This is a genomic window from Desulfoluna spongiiphila (assembly GCF_900101345.1).
Lineage (GTDB): Bacteria > Desulfobacterota > Desulfobacteria > Desulfobacterales > Desulfolunaceae > Desulfoluna > Desulfoluna spongiiphila.
Genome location: NZ_FMUX01000005.1, coordinates 278,101 through 298,422 on the forward strand (window position 1 = coordinate 278,101; position 20,322 = coordinate 298,422).

At 56.2% G+C, this 20,322-nt stretch carries 11 protein-coding genes; 10 read left to right on the forward strand and 1 reads right to left on the reverse strand.

What is annotated here, in order from left to right; translation table 11 throughout:
- Positions 1–8 precede the first annotated feature (8 nt).
- On the forward strand, positions 9–1,727 hold the full coding sequence (locus tag BLQ12_RS09445; RefSeq protein WP_175469614.1) for an alkaline phosphatase family protein: 1,719 nt from the start codon (positions 9–11) through the stop codon (positions 1,725–1,727).
- Positions 1,728–2,085: 358 nt separating this feature from the next.
- Positions 2,086–2,493, forward strand: a complete 408-nt coding sequence (locus BLQ12_RS09450) for a hypothetical protein (protein ID WP_139163923.1) — start codon at positions 2,086–2,088, stop codon at positions 2,491–2,493.
- Positions 2,494–2,655: 162 nt separating this feature from the next.
- On the opposite strand, the gene BLQ12_RS09455 is transcribed toward BLQ12_RS09450, so the two are convergent.
- Complete coding sequence (locus BLQ12_RS09455) at positions 2,656–4,179, reverse strand: purple acid phosphatase family protein (RefSeq protein ID WP_175469615.1); 1,524 nt, start codon at positions 4,177–4,179, stop codon at positions 2,656–2,658.
- 699 nt (positions 4,180–4,878) lie between these two features.
- On the opposite strand from BLQ12_RS09455, the gene BLQ12_RS09460 reads away from it, so the two are divergent.
- The 8 genes from BLQ12_RS09460 to BLQ12_RS09495 all read left to right on the forward strand — a co-directional run bounded on the left by BLQ12_RS09460 (position 4,879) and on the right by BLQ12_RS09495 (position 20,315).
- Positions 4,879–5,529 (forward strand): flavodoxin family protein, encoded by a 651-nt coding sequence (locus BLQ12_RS09460; RefSeq protein ID WP_092210395.1) that lies wholly within the window; start codon positions 4,879–4,881, stop codon positions 5,527–5,529.
- Positions 5,530–5,796: 267 nt separating this feature from the next.
- Positions 5,797–6,015 carry an amphi-Trp domain-containing protein gene (locus BLQ12_RS09465; protein WP_092210396.1) on the forward strand — a complete coding sequence of 73 codons (219 nt, stop codon included), beginning with the start codon at positions 5,797–5,799 and terminating at the stop codon, positions 6,013–6,015.
- A 310-nt stretch (positions 6,016–6,325) separates the two neighbouring features.
- Positions 6,326–7,597: a paraquat-inducible protein A gene (locus BLQ12_RS09470; protein ID WP_092210397.1), complete on the forward strand. Its 1,272-nt coding sequence runs from the start codon at positions 6,326–6,328 to the stop codon at positions 7,595–7,597.
- A 75-nt stretch (positions 7,598–7,672) separates the two neighbouring features.
- Positions 7,673–9,256 (forward strand): PqiB family protein, encoded by a 1,584-nt coding sequence (locus tag BLQ12_RS09475; protein ID WP_092210398.1) that lies wholly within the window; start codon positions 7,673–7,675, stop codon positions 9,254–9,256.
- A 457-nt stretch (positions 9,257–9,713) separates the two neighbouring features.
- Positions 9,714–10,313, forward strand: coding sequence for a phage tail protein (locus BLQ12_RS09480; RefSeq protein ID WP_092210399.1), 600 nt, complete (start codon positions 9,714–9,716; stop codon positions 10,311–10,313).
- A 30-nt stretch (positions 10,314–10,343) separates the two neighbouring features.
- Entirely contained in the window at positions 10,344–11,504 is a 1,161-nt protein-coding gene (locus BLQ12_RS09485; RefSeq protein ID WP_092210400.1) for an ABC transporter substrate-binding protein, read from the forward strand.
- Between the two features lie 1,756 nt (positions 11,505–13,260).
- Positions 13,261–15,267, forward strand: coding sequence for a beta strand repeat-containing protein (locus BLQ12_RS09490; RefSeq protein ID WP_175469616.1), 2,007 nt, complete (start codon positions 13,261–13,263; stop codon positions 15,265–15,267).
- Positions 15,264–20,315: a hypothetical protein gene (locus BLQ12_RS09495; RefSeq protein ID WP_092210402.1), complete on the forward strand. Its 5,052-nt coding sequence runs from the start codon at positions 15,264–15,266 to the stop codon at positions 20,313–20,315. Before BLQ12_RS09490 ends, BLQ12_RS09495 begins: the two co-directional genes overlap by 4 nt.
- Positions 20,316–20,322 lie beyond the last annotated feature (7 nt).

The window sequence follows — 20,322 nt, forward strand, 5'->3', positions numbered from 1 at the left end:
ACAGGGATATGAAAAAAGAATCGGATTTAGAAAGCTTTAAACGCCGCCTCTGTTTTCTGCTTACCTTGACAATCATGGTGTTTGGCACAAGCCCGTTTTTTCTGGCGAGCGGCCAAACTCAACATGAAATTAAACTTGTTGTGCAAATTACTGTGGATGGGTTGCGTGGCGATTTACTGAATCGGTATGGCAGCCATTTTGGAAAAAAGGGGTTTCGGCTTCTTCTCAAGAAAGGAACCGTGTACACCAACGCCCACTACCAGCATGCCAATACGGAAACGATTGTGGGGCATACAACATTGGCCACGGGAGCGTTTCCATCGGAACACGGCATGATAGGCAATGTCTGGTTTGATACCGACAGCAAAACATTGGGGTACAATATTGAAGACCCGGACTGTCCCATGCTTCCAAGCCGGGAGGTGAGCACAACCGGTGATCAGGTTGACCCGTCCCAAAAGTTGTCACGAACAGACGGACGGTCGCCGAAAGCGATTCTTGCTCCAACGTTCAGCGATTCCCTTGCCGCCTATTACGGTGGCCGTTCAAAAATTTTTGCGGTATCCGCAAAAGACCGGGGGGCAGTCCCCATGGCCGGACAGGTGGGGAAGGCCTTTTGGTTTTCTGTAAACAATGGTGATTTTGTCACCAGCTCCTATTACTATGAACGTTACCCGGAATGGGTGAAAAAGTGGAATGCCCTTCGTCTTGCCGAAGCGTATGCCGGTAAATCATGGTCTCTGTTGAATGATAAACCAACCTACCTATTAGGGGCCCAGGATGACCGGGCTTATGAAACAGACCTGAAAGGGTTTGGCCGTGTTTTCCCCCATTCCTTCGGTGATGCAGGAAACAAACTGCTTTATACGCAGATTCTTGCAAGTCCCGTCGGAGACCAGCTTCTTCTGGATTTTTCCAAAGATTTGATAGTCAATGAGGCGCTTGGTCGGGATGAATTTCCTGACTATCTATCCATCAGTTTTTCGTCAGTGGATGTGATCAACCATTTTTTCGGGCCGTCCAGTCTTGAGAGTGAAGACATTGTCGTCCAACTGGATCATACCCTGGCGGACCTTTTTGCCTTTGTTGATAAGAACGTCGGCCTTAAACATACCTTGCTCATCTTGTCTTCTGACCATGGTATGGCGGATATGCCGGAATACATGACGGCGTTGGGGTTTTCATCCCATCGCCTCTATCCTGACACTATTGTTGATTCCACAAATGAGATAGGGCAAAAGCTTTTTAACATCCAGGATGTCGTTCGTTTCTTCTACCGCCCGTACCTGTACCTTCATGAGGAGAAAATACAGGCTGCAAAGCTCGACCTTAAATACGTAGAACAACAGATCGCAGCCACATTGACTGAAAAGGAAGGGGTTGCCCTTGCCGTATCGCAGAGTGGCTTGCCGCCACTTCAGACAACACAATTGCTAAAACAGGTTCAAAACAATTTTCATCATTCCCGCTCCGGCAATATTTATATTATTCAAGAACCTTATTGGTTTTTATTTGATAAAGGCCCTGTGGCAGGTATGCACGGTTCTCCATGGCGCTATGATACACATGTGCCGATTGTTTTTATGGGACCCGACATAGATTCCCAAACCATCCACCGCCTGGTTCACCCCGTGGATGTATCACCTACAATTGCAGCATACCTTGGTATGACGCCACCGGGTTCCGCACAGGGGGATCTGTTAAACGAGGTTCTTTCTGAAAAATAAACCATACAAAAGCGATGCCTCCGGCGGCACGGTGAGCCACCTTGAAAGCTGTTTGCCGCTGGGCTTTAACCCTCGTCCTTCGGGTTAAAGCCCAGCGGCATTTTTTGTACATTTCCCTTCAGTGGTCAGCCATGCCTTAGGGCACGGCCGGAAAATAATTCTACATCCTGATATGTTGGCCGTTTGATCGGTGGCGGGAATTCACCGATGGGTAAGTCATTTATGGAATGCTATACACGCCAATACGTGTATATTTTATTTTTGTCATAGCCCTATCCCTTACACTCCTATAAGTATTGATTCCGTCGGTGAGGACCTCGTTATGCAACCTCAGAACATTACCACGAATAAGGATTCTATGAATAAGAACAGAAAACAGTATTATTACTACTGCCTGTGGGTGATCGGTTTTCCCTTGTTGATGAGCTCTATACTCCACTGCGTGTTGTCTCTCAGGCGAATCGGCCCGGGATCTGAGCTGCTCTTTTGCGCCATTCCTTACTTGGTGTGTATTTATGTTTACCTTGCGATAGAAAAATCACCATTTCATTGGGTGCAGTCATGGGTAATGAAACATAAAGATGAATTTGAAGAAATGTTAGGTAACTCAATTAAAATAGGAATAGGGCTTGCTTTCGTATTTTTCTTCTTGATGGAAGCCATGTTGAACTGCTTTGGCTATGAGAAAGTAGATATACGAAGATCAGGCAGAGGTGATAGCTACTATTACGTGAAGTCGTCAAGTCCACAAGACAGCAAGCGGTAGTGCGGGAAGGAAGCCGGGGTCAGGCTCTCTGCGGTGACATAATAACTATCCGAGCCTTGGATTTGGGGTTTAGAAAGGAGGCCCGCCTCGTCACCACGAGGCGGGATTTTTTTTAGGGGCAAGACGATGGGGTGCCGTTTGACGCGCGGGCAGCAAAGCTCTTTATCGTATTGTATCCGGGGGCAGCGTTGCCGATACCGCCTCAGACCAGGGGGACCAGGCGAGCCCCTCATCCCGGTACCTCACACGGGCGGAATAGGTTCCTGTGGGCAGTTCTGGTATCGCATGCCGCGTAATGTCCGCACCGTCTTGAATGTTCTCTCCCATCCAGATGTTTTCCGTCCGGGTGTGATTGCCCCAGATGTCGATGACCTTTCCATCGCCTGTTTCCGCTATGAGCTGCCAGTGCGACTCCAGGTGAGCATCTCCATCCGGATCGATAAAGTCCGTGCCCTGGAGGAAGAGAGATCCGGCGTATTCGGTTGCCGCGATTCCCGGCATCTCGGGTGCCTGGTTGTCACGGTGGATCGCAAAGGCGTCGGCGATGGTGTCGTCGGTGTAGTTAAACCACTGGATACCGTTTCCCCCGGACCGCCTCACCATCTCAACGGCGGGGCGTTCTCCGGCCTGGAGGGTGATGAGGCAGTAGCCGAACTCATCCACAGATTTCTGAAATTCATCGTAATCGGCCATGTCGTATTCGCCCCAGTAGTCGATGTCACCTGCCGTGGGGGCTACGTTGAGCCAGACATGGGGTACGTCCCGGCTCTGGCCCCGGGAGTAGGCGTGGGTATGGCCGAAGAGGTGGAGGCTGGGTTTGCCTGTGTCGGCGGTGAACCGTTCGAGCATGGCAACAAAGCGGCAGGACCGCTCGGTTTCACCGGGGGGCCAGAGTTCGGATTTGCAGGGGTGGTGGAACTGGGCGAGGACAAAGTCCGTTGCCGGATCGTCTTGGGCGTCATAGAGGTGGTCAAGGAGCCATTCCCGCTGGAGGAGTCCCCCTGCATCCGGGAGCCCGTCGACCTGGATGAGGTCGTTGCTGTTGAGGGTGAGTATCATGGTGTTCAGCAGGTTGTAGCGGGATAGTTTCAGGCAGTGCTCAAGGCTGCCGTCGGGAAACATGTCAAAGTAGCAGGTATAGAAGAAGGGCGTCATGTCGTGGTTGCCCAGGGCCGGAATCAGGGGGACCCTTGAGGCAAGGGGCTGGAGGTTCGCGAAGAATTCATTTACCCACTGGGCTTTGTTGTCGCCATGGGTGACCAGGTCACCGGTCACGAGGAGGGCGGAGATGGTTTCGGAACAGGCGTCCACGCTTCCTTTTCCCTCCACGGCGATGATGCCGTTGGTGATGACATCGGCAAGGCGCTCCGGGTGATCGCCCTGGCTGTCGCTGATGGCAACGAGTCTTGCAATCGTTTTGTCCCCCCCGGTACGGGGCCATGTATGAAAGCGGTACTCCGGGCTTTTTCGAAGAAGCGTCTCCACTTTGTAGAAATACGTGGTGTCTGCCTTGAGCCCGGTGATCCGAGTTTTGCGAAGGGTGGGCAGGACCGGTGTGATGCTTGGGGCGATGCGGGTCCATGACGAGGTGCCTGCCTCCTTGACACAGAGGGTGGGTGAGAGGCAGAAGGCTTCGAACATCACCGTCATGGTGTCGGAGCCAGGCTTGATCAGATAGGGTTCCACAATAAAGTTTAGTTCGGTTTTTTGCCCAAAAGCCGCGGATGCCGGTTGCCATGGCGTCAGTACAAGGAGCAGTGAAAGGCAAAGAGTCGCCCATGGGGCACGTGGGACAAGGTGCTTTTTTTGCATCGTAACCTCCTGTGTGGGTAAGGGCCGTCAATGATTGCTGGGTGTGTTTACACGCTGTCGACTGTGGCTGCCGGGGGGGCTGTCCGGTGACATATGTTCAGCTCACCGTGTGGAGAGGATGTGGGCAGGGTTAGAAATGCGTGAGGAAAGATTAGGGAGCCGGTGGATCTCCTCATCTGAGCCACTTTTTTGAGTGTCTCTGGATTTTTATGTTTTTTAAGTCACCAATCTTACATGGTATGTGGTAAATAAATAAAGCATGCTCACGGCTGAGAGATGAGCAATTAGCCCACGTTCCTCGGGCCATCTCACAGCGGCACCCATGGTTGATGTGCACCTTTTGTTTGATCCCTGACGCCATGCCTATATGAGGCTTCGATTTCGGTACCATGTATGTATGGAGCCTTTGGGCTCATGGCCCGGGAGGCGGATGCCTCCGGGGTATTTCAGGTTCCGGCCTGACCATGCACGCAGTCGGGTTGAACATCTCTTCTTACCGTTTCGCAGGCTTTCTCCGGCAGCCGTTTCAGGTCGCGGGTGTCGGGCCATATTACTGACGCAGGAGGCTATCCCATGAAGGTTCTGGCAGTCAACGGCAGTCCGAGAAAGACATGGAACACGGCGACATTGCTTGAAAAGGCCCTTGAGGGGGCTGCCTCTCAAGGGGCGGAGACGGAGTTGATTCATCTGTACGATCTCGACTACAAGGGGTGTCGCAGTTGTTTTGCCTGCAAGCAACGGGATAGAAAAAGCTACGGTATCTGTGCGGTGAAAGATGGGTTGACGACTGTGCTGGACGGCATCAGGGAGGTTGACGCCCTGATTCTGGGCTCGCCCATCTATTTCGGACGGGTGACAGGGGAGATGCGCTCGTTTATGGAGCGGCTCATGTTTCCTTTCCTGGAGTATACTGACCCGTGGCAGTCCATCTTTCCGCGCAGCATGGCCACCGGGTTTATCTACACCATGAACATCACGGAAGAGGAGATGGAGGAGATGCGCCTGAGGTACGCCCTTGAGTCCAATGAGATGAGCCTGGGTATGATTTTCGGTTCCTCGGAGGCTCTCTACTGCCATGATACCCTTCAGTTTGAAGATCACACAAAGGTTGTGTGTGACAGGGTCGATGTGGACGCCAAGATGCGGCGGCACCGGGATGTGTTTCCCGTGGATTGCGAACATGCCTATGCGCTTGGGGGCAGGATGACCCAGGCTGTCACCTGATGAGTTAACCCGGATATTTCATGAGAAAACAACCGCCCAAAAGGAAAGTTATATGATTTCGGGTGGCTACAATGAAAATGTTAGCTATTTTGAAAATGTAAAATGTAAATCAGCGTTTGCTGTTTGATTTTCTCACCCTTCGGGCGAGCCGAGTGCACCCATCTTCTGCGTTATCAGAGCTTTGAGGTAAACCACTACATCTGCAGCTCTGATGCCTTGAATATGGGTGCACTCGACTCGTGAAATATCCGGGTTAAGGAGAGCACGATGAAGAAAGAACGGGATATTGAAAAAAGTTATACTACATCCGAGTTTGTGGCCAAGCTGAGGCGACTGGCCGATGCCCTTGAGACGGGATCCAAATTTGAAATCCAAATAGCCGGGGAGAGGATTTACGTCCCGGTACGGGCTGAGTTTACGGTTGAACACGAAAGGGAAGGGGCGGAAGAGGAGATTGAATTTCAAATCCGGTGGACAAACGATTAGCCTGAGGGACAGGAATCGCCGGTGATTGCCCCGAACCCTTCCACCGGCAGCGTGTTGCCCGGGAGCCACAGGTCTCGTCTCGGTCAGGGCGTCCTCCGGCGTTGCGAAACACATATCGCCTCCTTCGGGGATGGATGACGATGGGTCGTGACAACTGTCTTTAATCTCTGCTATAATTTATTTTAATGTGATTTACTTGCCAGGATATCACGCCTTTTATTATCACGTTTTCTCGGCACACTCCATGTACGGATGACGATACGCCTTGAACGGCGCCATCCCTTCAGAATGCTGTATCTTAAGGTGCACGATGATACCTCCACGCGTAACCTCATGCCATGGCTGCGACCTGCTTTTGGAAGCCGATGATCTCCCGCCGGGCAGCTCCGCCTATTGTCCGAGGTGCGGCTCCAAAACCCATGTTGCCAAAGCCGATTCCATCAACCGGACGCTGGCCTTTACGTTCATGGTGCTCCTGGTGTTCTTCCCGGCGGTCTTTACGCCGCTTATGACCTTGAACGCCCTGGGTATGGAGACGAGCGGGAGCATTGTGGACAACAGCATCCTGTTGTACCACCAGGGGTATATTTCCGTGGCGGCCATGGTGTTTCTTACGGCGGTCCTGCTTCCCTTTTTAAATCCGGCGCTGCTCTTTCTGCTGGCCCTGCTGGCCAAGGTAAGACGCTGGCCCCGAGGTCAGGCATGGCTCCTGAGAACCTTTCAGTCCCTTGAAGAGTGGGGCATGGGCGAGGTGTATCTCATCGGCGTCCTGGTGACCATCATCAAGGTATACTCCATGGCCAGCATCTCCTTTAACCTGGGTTTTTTCTGCTTCCTTGTGATGGTCTTCATGAACCTGTGCGCCTTGTCTTTTTTGGACAAATCCGGTCTTTGGGTTCAAATAGAAGAGCAGCTTGGCTTGGAAGATAACCGGGATATCCCGGCACCCGGACCCGGGAAGGAGACCGCCATGGCGGCGGGATTGATGTGTTGCCATGACTGCGGCCGTCTGTCCCCCGGTGACGTTACCGATTCCGAGGGGGAGGCGGAATGCCTTCGGTGCGGCGCAAGCCTTCACTATCGAAAACCGGACAGCATAAGCCGGACCTGGGCTCTGGTGGCGGCTTCGGCCATTTTGTTGATTCCGGCCAACCTGTTGCCCATCATGCGGGTGGATTTTCTCGGGTCCTCCCAGTACTCCACCATCATGGACGGGATTATCTATTTTATGCACTCCGGGGAATACGGAATCGCTGTTGTTATCTTTGCCGCCTCGGTGCTTGTGCCTGTCTACAAAATCATCGGCCTGGCCCTTGCGCTTCTCTCCGTCCAACTCGGGTGGAAGACACGCCTCCGGCAAAAAACCCAGATGTTTCGTTTTATTGAGTTCATCGGCCGGTGGTCCATGCTTGATATTTTTGTCATCGCCCTGATGACGGTGCTTGTGAATTTCGGTGGGTTCTCCTCCACCCATGCGGCCATCGGGGCCCCGTTTTTCGGCGGGGTGGTGGCCTGCACCATGCTCGCTGCCCTGACCTTTGACGCCCGGCTTCTTTGGGACGGAAACCATGGGGATGCCTGACCATGGCTGGGCCCTGCTGATCGTTTTCATCGTGCGCATCTCTCCAGAAATCTTTTAGTGTAAGGATAGGACACCATGAACAAAGCCGTCGTGAAGACCAAGAAAAGCATCTCCCCCGTATGGATCCTTCCCCTTATCGCCTTGATGATCGGGGGCTGGCTGGTGTTGAAAAGTGTTCGAGAGGCCGGTTACGAAATCGCTGTGCGCATGGAGGACGCCGTGGGGATTACGCCGGGGAAGACCCAGGTCCTCTTCAAGGGCATTCCGGTGGGCATGGTCAACAGGCTGGTCGTCTCCAGGGACCTGCTCTACGTGGATGCGATTGTTGAAATGAAAAAAGAGTCCAGGGAGCATATTGTTGACGACACCAAATTCTGGGTGGTCCGCCCGGAAGTGTCGGTGAATCAAATCTCCGGCCTCGATACCATTGTCTCCGGGAGCTATATCGGTGTGTTGCCGGGATCTTCGGAGACGATCTCATCCCGATTTATCGCTCTGCATGACCCGCCAACCCTCCTTGAAAGTGCACCGGGCCTTCACCTGACCCTCCAGACACCCTCATCCAGTATGCACGAACAGGGAGCCCCCGTTCTTTTCAAGAAGATCCAGGTCGGCGAGGTCCTTGCATCGAGCCTGGGAGATGATTCGATGATTCGGGTGGATGTCCTGGTTTACAAACAGTACGAGCACCTTGTGACAAGCACATCGTACTTTTGGGATGTGAGCGGGATCCAGCTGAAAGCGAACCTTCCGGAGGTCAGCTTGAAAATCGGAACCTTCAAGTCCATGTTCGCAGGGGGGGTTCAGTTTGCAACACCCCCGGGAGGAAAGGCGGTTGCTGCGGACCATACCTTTCCCTTGTATAGAGACGCTCGGGAGGCCCGCCAAGCCGATGATGTGAAGATCACCTTGCATATGCCTCCCCATCGAGGTGTCAATATAGGGGCGGAAATTACGTATCGGAACGTGACCATCGGGGAGGTGAAGGACGTCAACCTGGCCAAGGACATGCAATCGTTGGTGGCAGTGGCCGGTGTGTCGAAGAAATCAGCAGCCCTTCTGCGCAAGGGGACGTATGTCTGGGTGGTGAGCCCTGAGATCGGTGTGGCGGGAATCCGCAATATCGACAGCGTCATTAAAGGATCGTACCTGAAGCTCGAACCCGGTACCGGAAAACGGAGCCGGTCGTTTACGGTCTATGAAGAGCCTCCGGTTCGCATGCATGAGGCCTCCGGCTTGAACCTGGTGCTGGAAAGCGAGACCCTGGGATCTTTGAAAAAGGACCGCCCGGTGACGTACAGGCAGGTCAAGGTCGGTCACGTAACGGGCTCCGAATTATCTGAAAACAGGGACAAGGTGTATGTTTACATCAATATCTACAAACAGTTCGCCGACCTTGTCAGTAGCGATACACGGTTCTGGAATGTCAGCGGTATACGCATTCAGGGCGGGTTGATGACGAAGATGAAGATCTCTTCCGAATCCTTTGAAGCCCTGGTGGCCGGAGGCATCGCCTTTGCCACGCCTGAAACTGAGGCGCAGGGCAAACAGGTGAAAACGGATCACCATTTTGTCCTGCACAAAGAGATGGATGAGGCGTGGCGGGAGTGGCTGGCGTGGGATTCCGATGTTGTTGTCACCCTTGAAGAGAAGGAATAATTTTCGCTGAGATGTGCGGGAAACATATGGCGTCATTGATATTGACGTCCGTAACTACAGGGGGCCGTAAGGCTCCCTTTTTTTATTCGTGGGGCAAGCCGTCGCGACCGCGGTACAGGCAGGGCTGCGTCTTTGGGCAGCTCCCCCCATGGACGAATCCGTCCATGTTGACCCTTTTGTCCTTTCGATTTCGTCCACAGAGATGGGAGCTATAGCCATGCGGTTCCCCATTTTACGGTCCTTGCCGGGGAAAGGGCTATTGGCACGATCCTTGAAAAGTGTTGTCCAATGGCCCGATGGTCGGGCCGGTACCCGTTGCCGGGGCCTCCGGGAAACGAAAGGGAGGAATGTTGCCTGACGCCTTGCTTTGCCCTGTGACTCCATATCCGGAGGCAGTGCTTGCAGCGGAGGACTTTCTCAATTTGTGGCAGACACATTTTTTCGAAAAGGAGGGTTTATGGACGCTTTTATGGCGATGATCGCAATGTTCGGGATGAACTGGATTCCTCGTAACTGGGCCGGCTGCTGGGGCCAACCCCTGGATATTGCCAACAACACGGCTTTGTATGCTTTGATCGGCCTGATTTATGGAGGGGATGGACGGGTAACATTTAACCTGCCGGATCTGCGTGGAAGGGTCCCCATGGGCACGGGGCAGGGGCCGGGCCTCCCCCGTTGCGACAGCGGTGACAGGTACGGGTACTGGAGCCGGACCCTGTTGGTCCAGAACCTGCCGGCCCACAACCATCTGGTGGAAATTCCGGCCCCTGCCATCTCTGTTGAGTTCAAGGCAAGTGCCCAGCCGGGCACGGAAGCCGTTGCCGGGACTTCCAGCGCCACGACCCTCGGGGCTCCGGACAGCCGTTTCGAGACCAAATTGTTCAACAGTGAGGCTCCGGGAGTGGCCCTTGACGGGGTTGAGGTCACCAACTCGTCCGGGCCCCAGACGGTGTCTTCCTCCCTGACGGGATCGGGCACGGCATTTGATGTGGTCCAACCCAGCCTGGGACTCAGTTTCGGCATCTGCACCGACGGGATTTTTCCTCAACGGCAGTAATCATGACACACGCAAGGTGAGGTGACCCACATGGCTCAACCGGTACGCATCGGCTTTCTGTCTCCCTACTCCTCCATCTATCCGGGCATGGTGCCCGGGACCATCAGCGGTTTCTACAGCGGCATCCCGGAAAGATACCATGGGTTGTTTCACATCGTGCCGGAGTACATCGGGCAGGGGGGAGAAAAAACGGTTCTGGAGGCTGTGCACAAACTCATCGGGTTCCATCGGGTGGACATGCTGGCCGGTGTGATCAGCTATCGCGCGCTGCCCGGCCTGGTTCCAGCCATTGAGAAGCACGGCAGGCCGGCCCTGTTTTTCGATGCCGGGGAGTACCTTCCCTACCCGCACCCCCTGTCCGATGTTATCTTCTGCAACAGTTTTCAGCTCTGGCAGTCCCAGTTTGCTTTGGGGGAGTGGGCCCACAGGGAGTTCGGAGAAAAAGGCGCCGTGGTGATGCCGATTTACGACGCCGGGTACCATCTGCAGTCGGCCTTCAGGCAGGGGGCGGTGACAGCGGGTGCCGAGGCCCTTGACCTGCATGTGCTGCCGTACCGGCCCGGGGGCTCCCAGGTGACGGAGGCCATCGGTGAGGTCTTCTCCGCCCTGGAGCAGGCCAGGGTTTCCTTTGTCCACGCCGTGTTCTGCGGCACTGAGGCCCGTGAGTTTCTGCATGCGTTTACCCAATCGGGGTTGAAAGGAAAAGTGCCCCTTGTTGTCACGGCCCATATGGCTTCCGATGAAATTTTAGGCGAGATGGGCAATCTGGACATGGCCCTTTATTCAGCCTCCCTGTGGCGCCCCGGCGCACAAGATGACGCCAATATGGCTTTTATCCGGAACGTTCGAGACTTTGCACAACAGAAACCCGACTTTTATACGCTGCTTGGGTATGAGGCCGGGCTTCTTTTTTCCCAACTGGTGCCTGAGTTTGAACGACGGGATTGGAAGGCCATTAAGGAAAAGATGAAACAGGAGGCGGTGGAAGGCCCACGGGGCACACGCTCTTTTTGTATGGGGTCCACGGCCCCCTGTCCGGCGGTGGATATCGAAAAAATTGCCCTGGGAAGCAACGGGGCCCAACCACTGGTCATCGGGCAGGGGACGCCCCTTCCCTACAACCATGCCGTGTATGAAACCATTCATCGGGAAAACATCAGCGGGTGGCAGAACCCGTACCTGTGCGTTTGACCGGCGGGAAGTGTCAGGGCTCGGACAAAAGGATAATGCAGAGGTTCAGTTCAACATAGCACGGTATGATAAACGTGGCTCCGGAGAACAGGCCTTCCGCGGCAAGGTGAGCCACCTCGAAAGCTGGTTGCCGCTGTGCTTTAACCCTCGTCCCTCCGGGTAAAGCGCAGCGGTATTTTTTGTGCATTGATTTTCTGTCTGAGATCTCTACCCCTGATATGTCATGGGGAGGCGGCTCGATAACTAAATAAGCTCAGTCATTTCAAAAATACAAAATGCAATTCCCTATTTTCTGCTCGCTTTTCTCTCCCTTCGGGCAACACACATAACCGATGCCAAGGTGTTGGCCCTCCAACCTCTCCTTTTTTCACCTTGAGAGACCACTGACATGTAGAATAAAAGGCCTTGAGCCCGTCAGGTGATACGTCACTTGGCGGGTTTTTTTATATTTTGAAGATAATTCAATATTAAAATGTAATTCAATGACATTTTTATCGGTGTTATCTCTTCGTTGATTGGAAAGATTTATATCACTATTCTGGGTCAATTTAGTAAAGTTATTGCCTGTTGTGGTGGATGTTAGAATTGTTCCTATAAAACGGGTGTTTCAGATGTTATTTTAGACGAATCATCACGTATGGACCTGGATCCGTTATGAAGTCATGTTTTTTATAGCGAATATAAGGGCTCGCGCTCTGCGTTGTTGAACCCGTGAGACCTATGCCCCCGCACACATTGATGCCTTGACACGAGCGGTATACAGAACCCAGAATGGAACCGTAAGAATTTAATATTGCGTGATTCTCACGTGACATATCATCACATACTCATCACTGGCTGTAGCCATCTCATCCCTTATGAACCGAACAGGGATAGCTCCTGGCTCTTACCCTTCATGCTTCGGTCTCGTGTCCACGAACAAAGAAGCCTGAGGATTTCTGGATCAAAAAATAGAATGCAGTAAAGTTCGCGGAAGTCCCGGTGATTATCTGCGATTGAGGTCAAGTAGTCTATTTTTTTGCCAGCCCCTTCAAGAAACGCAGCGGGTAGTTTTTTTAGAGAATAAACTGGATCCGTGCCATGTCGGCCGGCACGTGAACGGGAGGCCCCTATGAAAATGAAGTTAATGCACCCTCTATATAGAGTCGCCCTGTTTACTGTGCTTATTTTTGCAGCCATAGGGGCAGGTAAGGCCTTCGCAGCCACAGAAACGTTTGATGTCTCCGGTGAACCTAGCGGCGAGGCTCTTGTTAACGGGAATACCCCGTATGAACTCAACGATTTTACCTATCAAATTTTAACCGTGGATGGGACTTTGGCCACTGCGCAAATCGCATGGTGGAATTCATTCGGGAGTGGTAATACAGCGTGCTTTAATATTGGCGGTGATCAATATGATAAGGTTACTATTTTTAGTATATCAAAAACCGATGGCAGCTCCTTTACGGCGACAAGCCTGTGGATCAACAACGCAGGAGAGGCTCTTACCATCACAGGCTTCAAAGACGATAATCCCACTGCTCAGACGACGAATGTTTCGGCGGGTAACTCAGGACCTGTCTCCTTAGGATGGCTCGACATTGACGAACTTCGACTAAGTAGCACTGAACTTATAATTGATATAGATGATTTTATCTACACCCTCCCAGTCAAACCCACGGTCACCACAGCCGCCGCGTCCTCCGTTGCCGCCGCTTCTGCCATCCTGGGGGGCAATGTCACGGCTGACGGCGGGGCCAGCGTAACGGCCCGGGGTGTGGTTTACTCATCCGTGGACACCACCCCCGAAGCCGGGGAGGCCAATGTCACCATCCATGCCATAGGAAGCGGCACGGGAATATTTTCGGAGTCCGTCGGGTCCCTTGCCACCGGCACGCTCTATTACTTCAGGGCGTATGCCACCAACGCCGTGGGGACGGGGTACGGCACCGTGGCGCAATTTACCACCAACACCACGCCCGTGATTTCTATAGCCGATGCCACCCTTGCCTATACGGAAAATGGCGGGGCCGTCCAGACGGACAGCGCCGCCACGCTGAGCGATGCGGATGGGGATTCGGAGTGGAACGCCGGGACCCTCAAAGCCCAGGTAACGGCCAACAGCGAAGCGGCCGATGAGGTCAGCATATCCGGCACAGGCGTCAGCGTCAGCGGCACCGACCTCATGGTGAGCGGCACCGACGTGGGGGATGTCTCTGCCTCGGGTGGCGTCGTCACCGGCGGCACGGCCCTGAGCATCACCTTTGATGCCGATGCCACCAATGCCATTGTCCAGAATGTGCTTCGATCCATCCTGTACCGGAATACATCCGACGATCCCGGCACGTCCAACCGCACCCTTACGGTGACGGCAACGGACAGCCACGGGGCATCGGCCAGCGACACCCGCACCATCAGCCTTGCGGCGGTCAACGATCCGCCCACCCTTTCGGCCACAGGGAAAGATCCCGAGTTTTCCGAAGACGGAGCGGCTGCGGTTCTCTTTGAGTCTGCGTCGGTGAGCACGGTGGAGGGGGGGCAGAGCCTTGCCGGGCTTGAGGTGGAGGTCACAGAGGTCAGGGATGCCACGGAGTTTTTGCGCATTGACGGGACGGACGTGGCCCTTACCCAGGGCGAAACCGGGACCACGTCAGGTTCGTCCCTTGCCTACGGGGTGACGGTGTCGGACACCACGGCCACGGTGAGCTTAAGTGGGGGCACCCTGACCACGGGTGAGGCCGCAGCCCTTGTGAATGCCATGGCCTACCTCAACAGCAGTGACACCCCCACCGCGTCTCCGGATCGAGTGGTGACCTTGACGGTGTTGACGGACTCCGGGGGAACAGCAAACGGTGGGACGGATACGGCAGCCCTGTCCGTCTCTTCCACGGTGAGCGTGACAGCCGCCAACGATCCGCCGACGGCCGCAGGTTTTACTGCGGCCCCCATTTACCAGGGGACTCCCTACAGCTTTACCACAGGGGCTTTCGGGTACGGGGACGTGGAAGGAAATGACCTGGATCATCTTCGCATTCCTTCTGTTCCGGCCAACGGCAGCCTCTGGGTGGACACCGACGGGTCCGGCACCATCAACGGCAGCGAGCAGGTCCTTGCCAACAATGGAACGGTCTCCAAAGCCGACCTGGATGCCGGGCGTTTTAGCTACCTCAATACCAGCGGCACCTCCTCCTCCTTTGTCTTCGGCGTCAGCGATGCAGACGACGACAGCACCTCCACGTACACCTGCACCCTCACCGTGACAGCCGAGCCCACGGTGACCCTCTCCCTGGCTCCCGCGAGCAGCATTGACGAAAACGGCGGGAGCACAAACGCCAAGGCCACCTTGTCCCATGCCTTTGACAAGGCCGTGACAGTGAGCCTTGCCTTTTCCGGAACCGCAGCAGGAAGCGGCACGGATTATACGGCTTCCGGGGCATCCATCACAATTTCGTCCGGATCTTTGTCGGGTACGGTCGCCATCACGGGGGTGGATGACGTCCTGGATGAAGCCGACGAGACGGTGATCGTCTCCATTTCCAGTGTCACCAACGGGTCGGAGAGCGGGGTCCAGGAAGAGACCGTCACCCTCACCGATGACGACGCCGAACCCACCGTGGTTTTTACATCTGCCGCCCAGGCGAGTACCGATGAATCCGGGACCCTGACCCTTACGGCGGAATTGTCTGCGGTGAGCGGCAGGGCGGTGACGGTGCCCTTTACCATCGGCACAGGCAGCACGGCTACGGGGGGGGCACGGATTATTCCATTTCGTCCAGCCCGGTGACCATAGCGGCAGGCTCCACGACGAGCACCATCATCATTACCATTGCTTTGGACGGTGTTGTCGAAGGGGATGAGACGGTGATCGTCGACATGGGGATTCCCACCAATGCCTTACAAGGGGCCAGTGCCACCCATACCGCAACCATCACCGATGATGACGGGGCTGGTATGACCGTTACAGAATCCGGTGGTTCCACCTCCGTGGCCGAGTCCGCTACCACCGATACCTTCACGGTGGTCCTTGATGCCGAGCCTGTCTCCGACGTGGTGATCTCGGTCACCAGCGGGGACACGGGCGAAGCCTCTGTGAGTCCCTCCGCTTTGACCTTTACCCCCGGTAACTGGGACACGCCCCAGGCGGTAACCGTCACGGGGGTTGATGATAGCCTCCTTGACGGCAGCCAGTCCACCACCATCACCGTCGCGGTGAATGACGGCGCCAGTAACGACGGGTACGATGGTGTCGCCGACCAGTCGGTGACGGTGAGCACCACCGACGACGACACGGCAGGTATGACCCTGAGCGAAACCACGGCCACGGTCTCCGAGGGCGGAAGCACCGATACCTTCACGGTGGTCCTTGACGCTGAGCCTGGCTCCGACGTGGTGATCTCGGTCACCAGCGGGGACACGGGCGAAGCCACGGTGAGTCCTTCTGCGTTGACCTTTTCCTCCGGTAACTGGAACACGCCCCAGACGGTGACCGTCACGGGTGTGGACGACAGTATTATCGACGACAGCCAATCCAGCACCGTCACCGCGTCGGTGAACGACGGCGCAAGCGACGATGATTTTGACGGTGTTGCCGATCAGTCGGTGACGGTGTCCACCACAGACGACGATACGGCAGGAATGACTTTGAGCAAAGTCACGGCCACGGTTGCAGAGAGCGGAACCACCGATACCTTCACAGTGGTTCTGGATGCAGAGCCTGCCTCTGACGTGGTGATCACGGTCACCAGCGGTGACACGGGCGAGGCCACGGTGAGTGCAGCCGCTTTAACCTTTACCTCCGGTAACTGGGGAGCACCCCAGACAGTGACCGTAAGGGGGGTGGAGGACAATGAGGACGACGGCAACAAGACCACCACCGTTACCGTTGCCGTGGACGCGGGCCAGAGCGACGACCTTTTCGATTCTGTGGGTAGCCGATCGGTGGTCGTGACCACCGTGGACGACGGTCTTGCCTGGACCGGGGCTGAGGATGCGCTGTGGTCCAATCCGGCCAACTGGAACGCAGGTCGGCTGCCCACGTCCACCGATACCCTCACCTTGAAGGGCGCGGGAGCCATCGAAATTGACGGGGACGTGACCCTGGCAGGCCTGGTCCTCGGCTCCGGGTTTACCGGAACGGTGACCCAAGGGGAGGGGGCACTCACGGTGAACGGGGATCTGGTGATCAACGGTGGCACCTTTGCCGGAGGAGCCCTGCCCATGGATGTCAACGGCTCCTTTGTCCAGACAGCGGGGACATTTACATCCACCTCGGGTGAATTGAGTGTCAGCGGGGATTTCCATCGTTCCGGCGGCACCTTTGCCCACCATGACGGCTCCGTGGTGCTGGACGGGGGAGACCAGGCCGTATTCGGAGATACCACCTTTCACCGGCTGATAAAGGTCGCCACGGCCCCTGCCACCCTGACCTTTGAGGCGGGGTCCGATACCGTGGTGGACGAGGTGCTCCGGTTGGCGGGTCGTGACGACGCAAGGCTCTCCCTTGCCAGCTCCGATACGGGAACCAGCTGGAACCTCCTGGCCACCGGCACGGTGGTCCTGGATACCCTTGCGGTTCGCGACTGCACCAACACCGGGGCCTCTGAGCTGAGTTGCGGAAACAGCCTGGACGTCGACAACAACCTGAAGTTGCGGTTCATCGACCTGGATCCCCCCCGGGCCACCCTTGCCAACCATCCCCAAGGCGTAAGCAATTCCCTGTCCTGGACCATGACCGTCGGGGGTATCGGGGTGGTGAGTTACATGTACCGTCTGGATGATGGGGCATGGCAGGCTGAGTCACTGGTTGAAAATGACCTGACGTGTGAGGTGGCAGAGGCCGGTGACGATCCTGTCACCCTGTACGTGATCGGGAAAAGTGAATCCGGTCTCTGGCAGCGTGACGAAGAGGTGACAACCCTGTCATGGCGCGTGGACGTCACCGCCCCGGATTCCGTGACCCTTTACAACGTTCCCGCCGGGACCGTGGGCACAACCCGGGCAACCATCACCGTGGGAGGCAATGAGGTGACAGCTTACAGGTACAAGATGGACGATGCAGGTGGGGAGTTTGGCGAGATATACTCGGTTTCAGAATCCATAAGCCTTACAGGCCTCGGAGCGGGATCACACACCCTCTACGTCATCGGAGCGGACATGGCGGGCAACTGGCAGGAGGCCGCCCATCAGGAGATGGCCTCCTGGACCGTAAATACCGATGTGCCCACGGCCGTGCTTTCGGATACGCCAGTTTTGGTGACTAGCGAAACCTCCGCCACCATCGGTGTCTCTGGGACGGATTCGGGCAATCCCATCGACAGGTACGCGTACACCATTGACGGGGGCACGACCTGGGAGACAGGCTCTGCAGGTGACCCCATCGAACTCAGCGCGCTGTCGGACGGTGAGCATACCCTGTATGTCAACGCATCTCATGGTGGAGACTGGCAGGATGGCGTAGACGGCCAGTCAAATATTCTCAGTGCTACTTCCTGGACCTGGACCGTGGATACGGCAGCACCTTCCTTTGACCTGTTCGATGCCGCCCAGGGGGTTCCGGCCTCCACTTCGGTGGCCCTGTCGTGGAAGGTGGATGAGAGTTGCAGGCGGTACCGGCTCTGGATTGCCGGGGCCCCCATTACGGAAGGGGCTCTTTCCTCGGCAACGGAGATCCATTGCGGCCTGGAGCCCGCTGCAGCGGGAACCATGGAATATTTTACCGTGGGCGGGCTCTCTCCGGGGCAGACGTATTATGTGGCCATCCGAACCATGGACACCGCGGGCAACGAATCGGCACTGGATACCGACGTGGTGGTGACGGCAGATGAACTGCCGGTGATCTCCAACCTCTCCATCAAATCCGGGGACAACTCCGTGGCAAGGGAACTTGAAATAACCGGCGATAATTTTCTTGAATCCGAGGGCTCCAATATGATCGGTTTTGAAGGGGTCCGAAGCGCATTCCATGTCGAAAGCCTGAGCGGAACCGTCACCAGGCTCTCCGCCAGGATCCCGGCGGGTGCACCTGTGGGTGTCTACAAGGTCCGGGTGATCAACAAGTACGGGGTCTCCCGGGTTGCGGACACGCTCTACACCATCACGGAAGCCCCGGTCCCCATGCCCGTGGTGACCTCGGTGAGCCCTGTGGTGGTGTCCACGGGCGTGGAAACGGAAATTACGGTGTACGGAGCAAACTTCGGAGATGACATCACGGCCATCCATCTGCTGTCATCCCAGGGGGATTTTAAGGCGTCCTTGACAGGTGTTGTGACAGAGTCTTCAGGTGCTGCAAGGGGCCTGGTCCCGGTAACGGGGGCCTTGGTCGAAGGGTCATACCTTATTCAGGTTGAGCGGGACGACGGAAAGAAGAATGCCGTCAGCGCCGTTCGGCTTGAACTCAGTGACCCCGTAAACCTGTCAGGGCAATCGGGGGCTTTGATCACGACGCGGATGGTCACGGTGTCCGCTGGACAAATTCCGGTGGACACGACCCTTACCACGGACAACCGGGATGAGGTGGGGCAGGTCAATGCGTTTCCGGTTGCCATCAGCGCAGCTTTTGGCGCGGGGGCTGTCCTGGAAGAACAACAGCTCGCCGAAGCCTGGAATGATTACGCCGGTCTGGTCCAGCCGCCGCGTCAGGTGCCTGTCACCGATGGCGTGGAGCGTACCCTGGGTACGGACAGTGTGGTCTTTACCCTGGGGGCGGACGGACTCCTTCGGCTCAAGGACGGTGAAACCCTCTACGTGGAGATCACCGTCTCCATGCCGGCGGATGTTTCCGTGCCGTCCATTTATTATGTGGGCCAGGATGGAAACATCACCCCTGCCGGTGTGGACGGCATGCACAACGGCATGACCCTCGCCCAGGGCGGGACGGTCCTGTCCACCCGTCCGGATGTCCCGGAGGCAGGTCTTATCACCTATACCTTCGGGTTGCTGTTGGACCACATGTCCACCTACGCCCTGGGGACAAAGGTGGACCCCGGCGGGGATGACAGCGGGGATACAGACAATGGGGGGGATACAGTTTCGGGAGACGGTGGCGGAAGCTACGGTCCCTGTTTTGTGGGGGCAACCACCCCGACCCCTGCAGCCGGGTTGCTGGTGTGGGCCTTGGGCCTGATGGGGATCATGGGTGTCGTCGGGATGCGCATGGTGCGGCGCGCCTTTGCTGTCATGGCCGTTGCAACCCTTGTTGTGCTGGGGGGGGCGGAGATCAGCCTGGCGGGTGAGGCGCACGACGCCGTGAGGGGCACCACCCAGAAGGAGAGCCCATGGAGCCTTAAGCTCGGGGTGGGCCTAGGGTATATCGGCGAGGAGTATGTGGCATCTGCCGGGGGCACCCGGTACGGCCTGGACGTGGACAACGTGGCCTCTCCCGTGGTTCGGGTGGGGTACGCCTTTTCATCCTGTCTGACACTGGAGGTGAAGGCGGCCGTGGATTTTTACAGCGGCAGCATGGATACCCTTGCCACCACGGGTTCCTCTTCGGTGGACGGTTACACCCTGGGGGCAGGGCCCCTGTGGTATTTGGGGCAGCGGCGATCCGGGCTTTTCGGCAGCTGGCGTCCCTTTCTTCACGCCGGGGCAAGTTACCGAAAGCTGAGCGGTGATCTGGCATACCCCGTACGGAATTTTGACTCCACCCTGGGGCTGGAAGCCGGGGTGGGCGTGGAGTGCGGGCAGGTGGACATACGCCTCGGGTACCAATGGGCGGTCTTTGACGAGTCCGGGACCGCAGCAGGGTATTCCCCTTCCCAGGGCAGCGACGACCTTGATCTGTCGGCCGTGGTCCTGGAGGTGTCGTGGGTTGTGCCGTACGTAGGTAAATAGGTAATAG

Excerpts from the sequence above, each read along its gene's own strand:
- BLQ12_RS09445 (WP_175469614.1), top strand. The coding sequence starts at position 9 with ATGAAAAAAGAATCGGATTTAGAAAGCTTTAAACGCCGCCTCTGTTTT.
- BLQ12_RS09450 (WP_139163923.1), top strand. The coding sequence starts at position 2,086 with ATGAATAAGAACAGAAAACAGTATTATTACTACTGCCTGTGGGTGATC.
- BLQ12_RS09460 (WP_092210395.1), top strand. The coding sequence starts at position 4,879 with ATGAAGGTTCTGGCAGTCAACGGCAGTCCGAGAAAGACATGGAACACG.
- BLQ12_RS09465 (WP_092210396.1), top strand. The coding sequence starts at position 5,797 with ATGAAGAAAGAACGGGATATTGAAAAAAGTTATACTACATCCGAGTTT.
- BLQ12_RS09470 (WP_092210397.1), top strand. The coding sequence starts at position 6,326 with ATGATACCTCCACGCGTAACCTCATGCCATGGCTGCGACCTGCTTTTG.
- BLQ12_RS09475 (WP_092210398.1), top strand. The coding sequence starts at position 7,673 with ATGAACAAAGCCGTCGTGAAGACCAAGAAAAGCATCTCCCCCGTATGG.
- BLQ12_RS09480 (WP_092210399.1), top strand. The coding sequence starts at position 9,714 with ATGGACGCTTTTATGGCGATGATCGCAATGTTCGGGATGAACTGGATT.
- BLQ12_RS09485 (WP_092210400.1), top strand. The coding sequence starts at position 10,344 with ATGGCTCAACCGGTACGCATCGGCTTTCTGTCTCCCTACTCCTCCATC.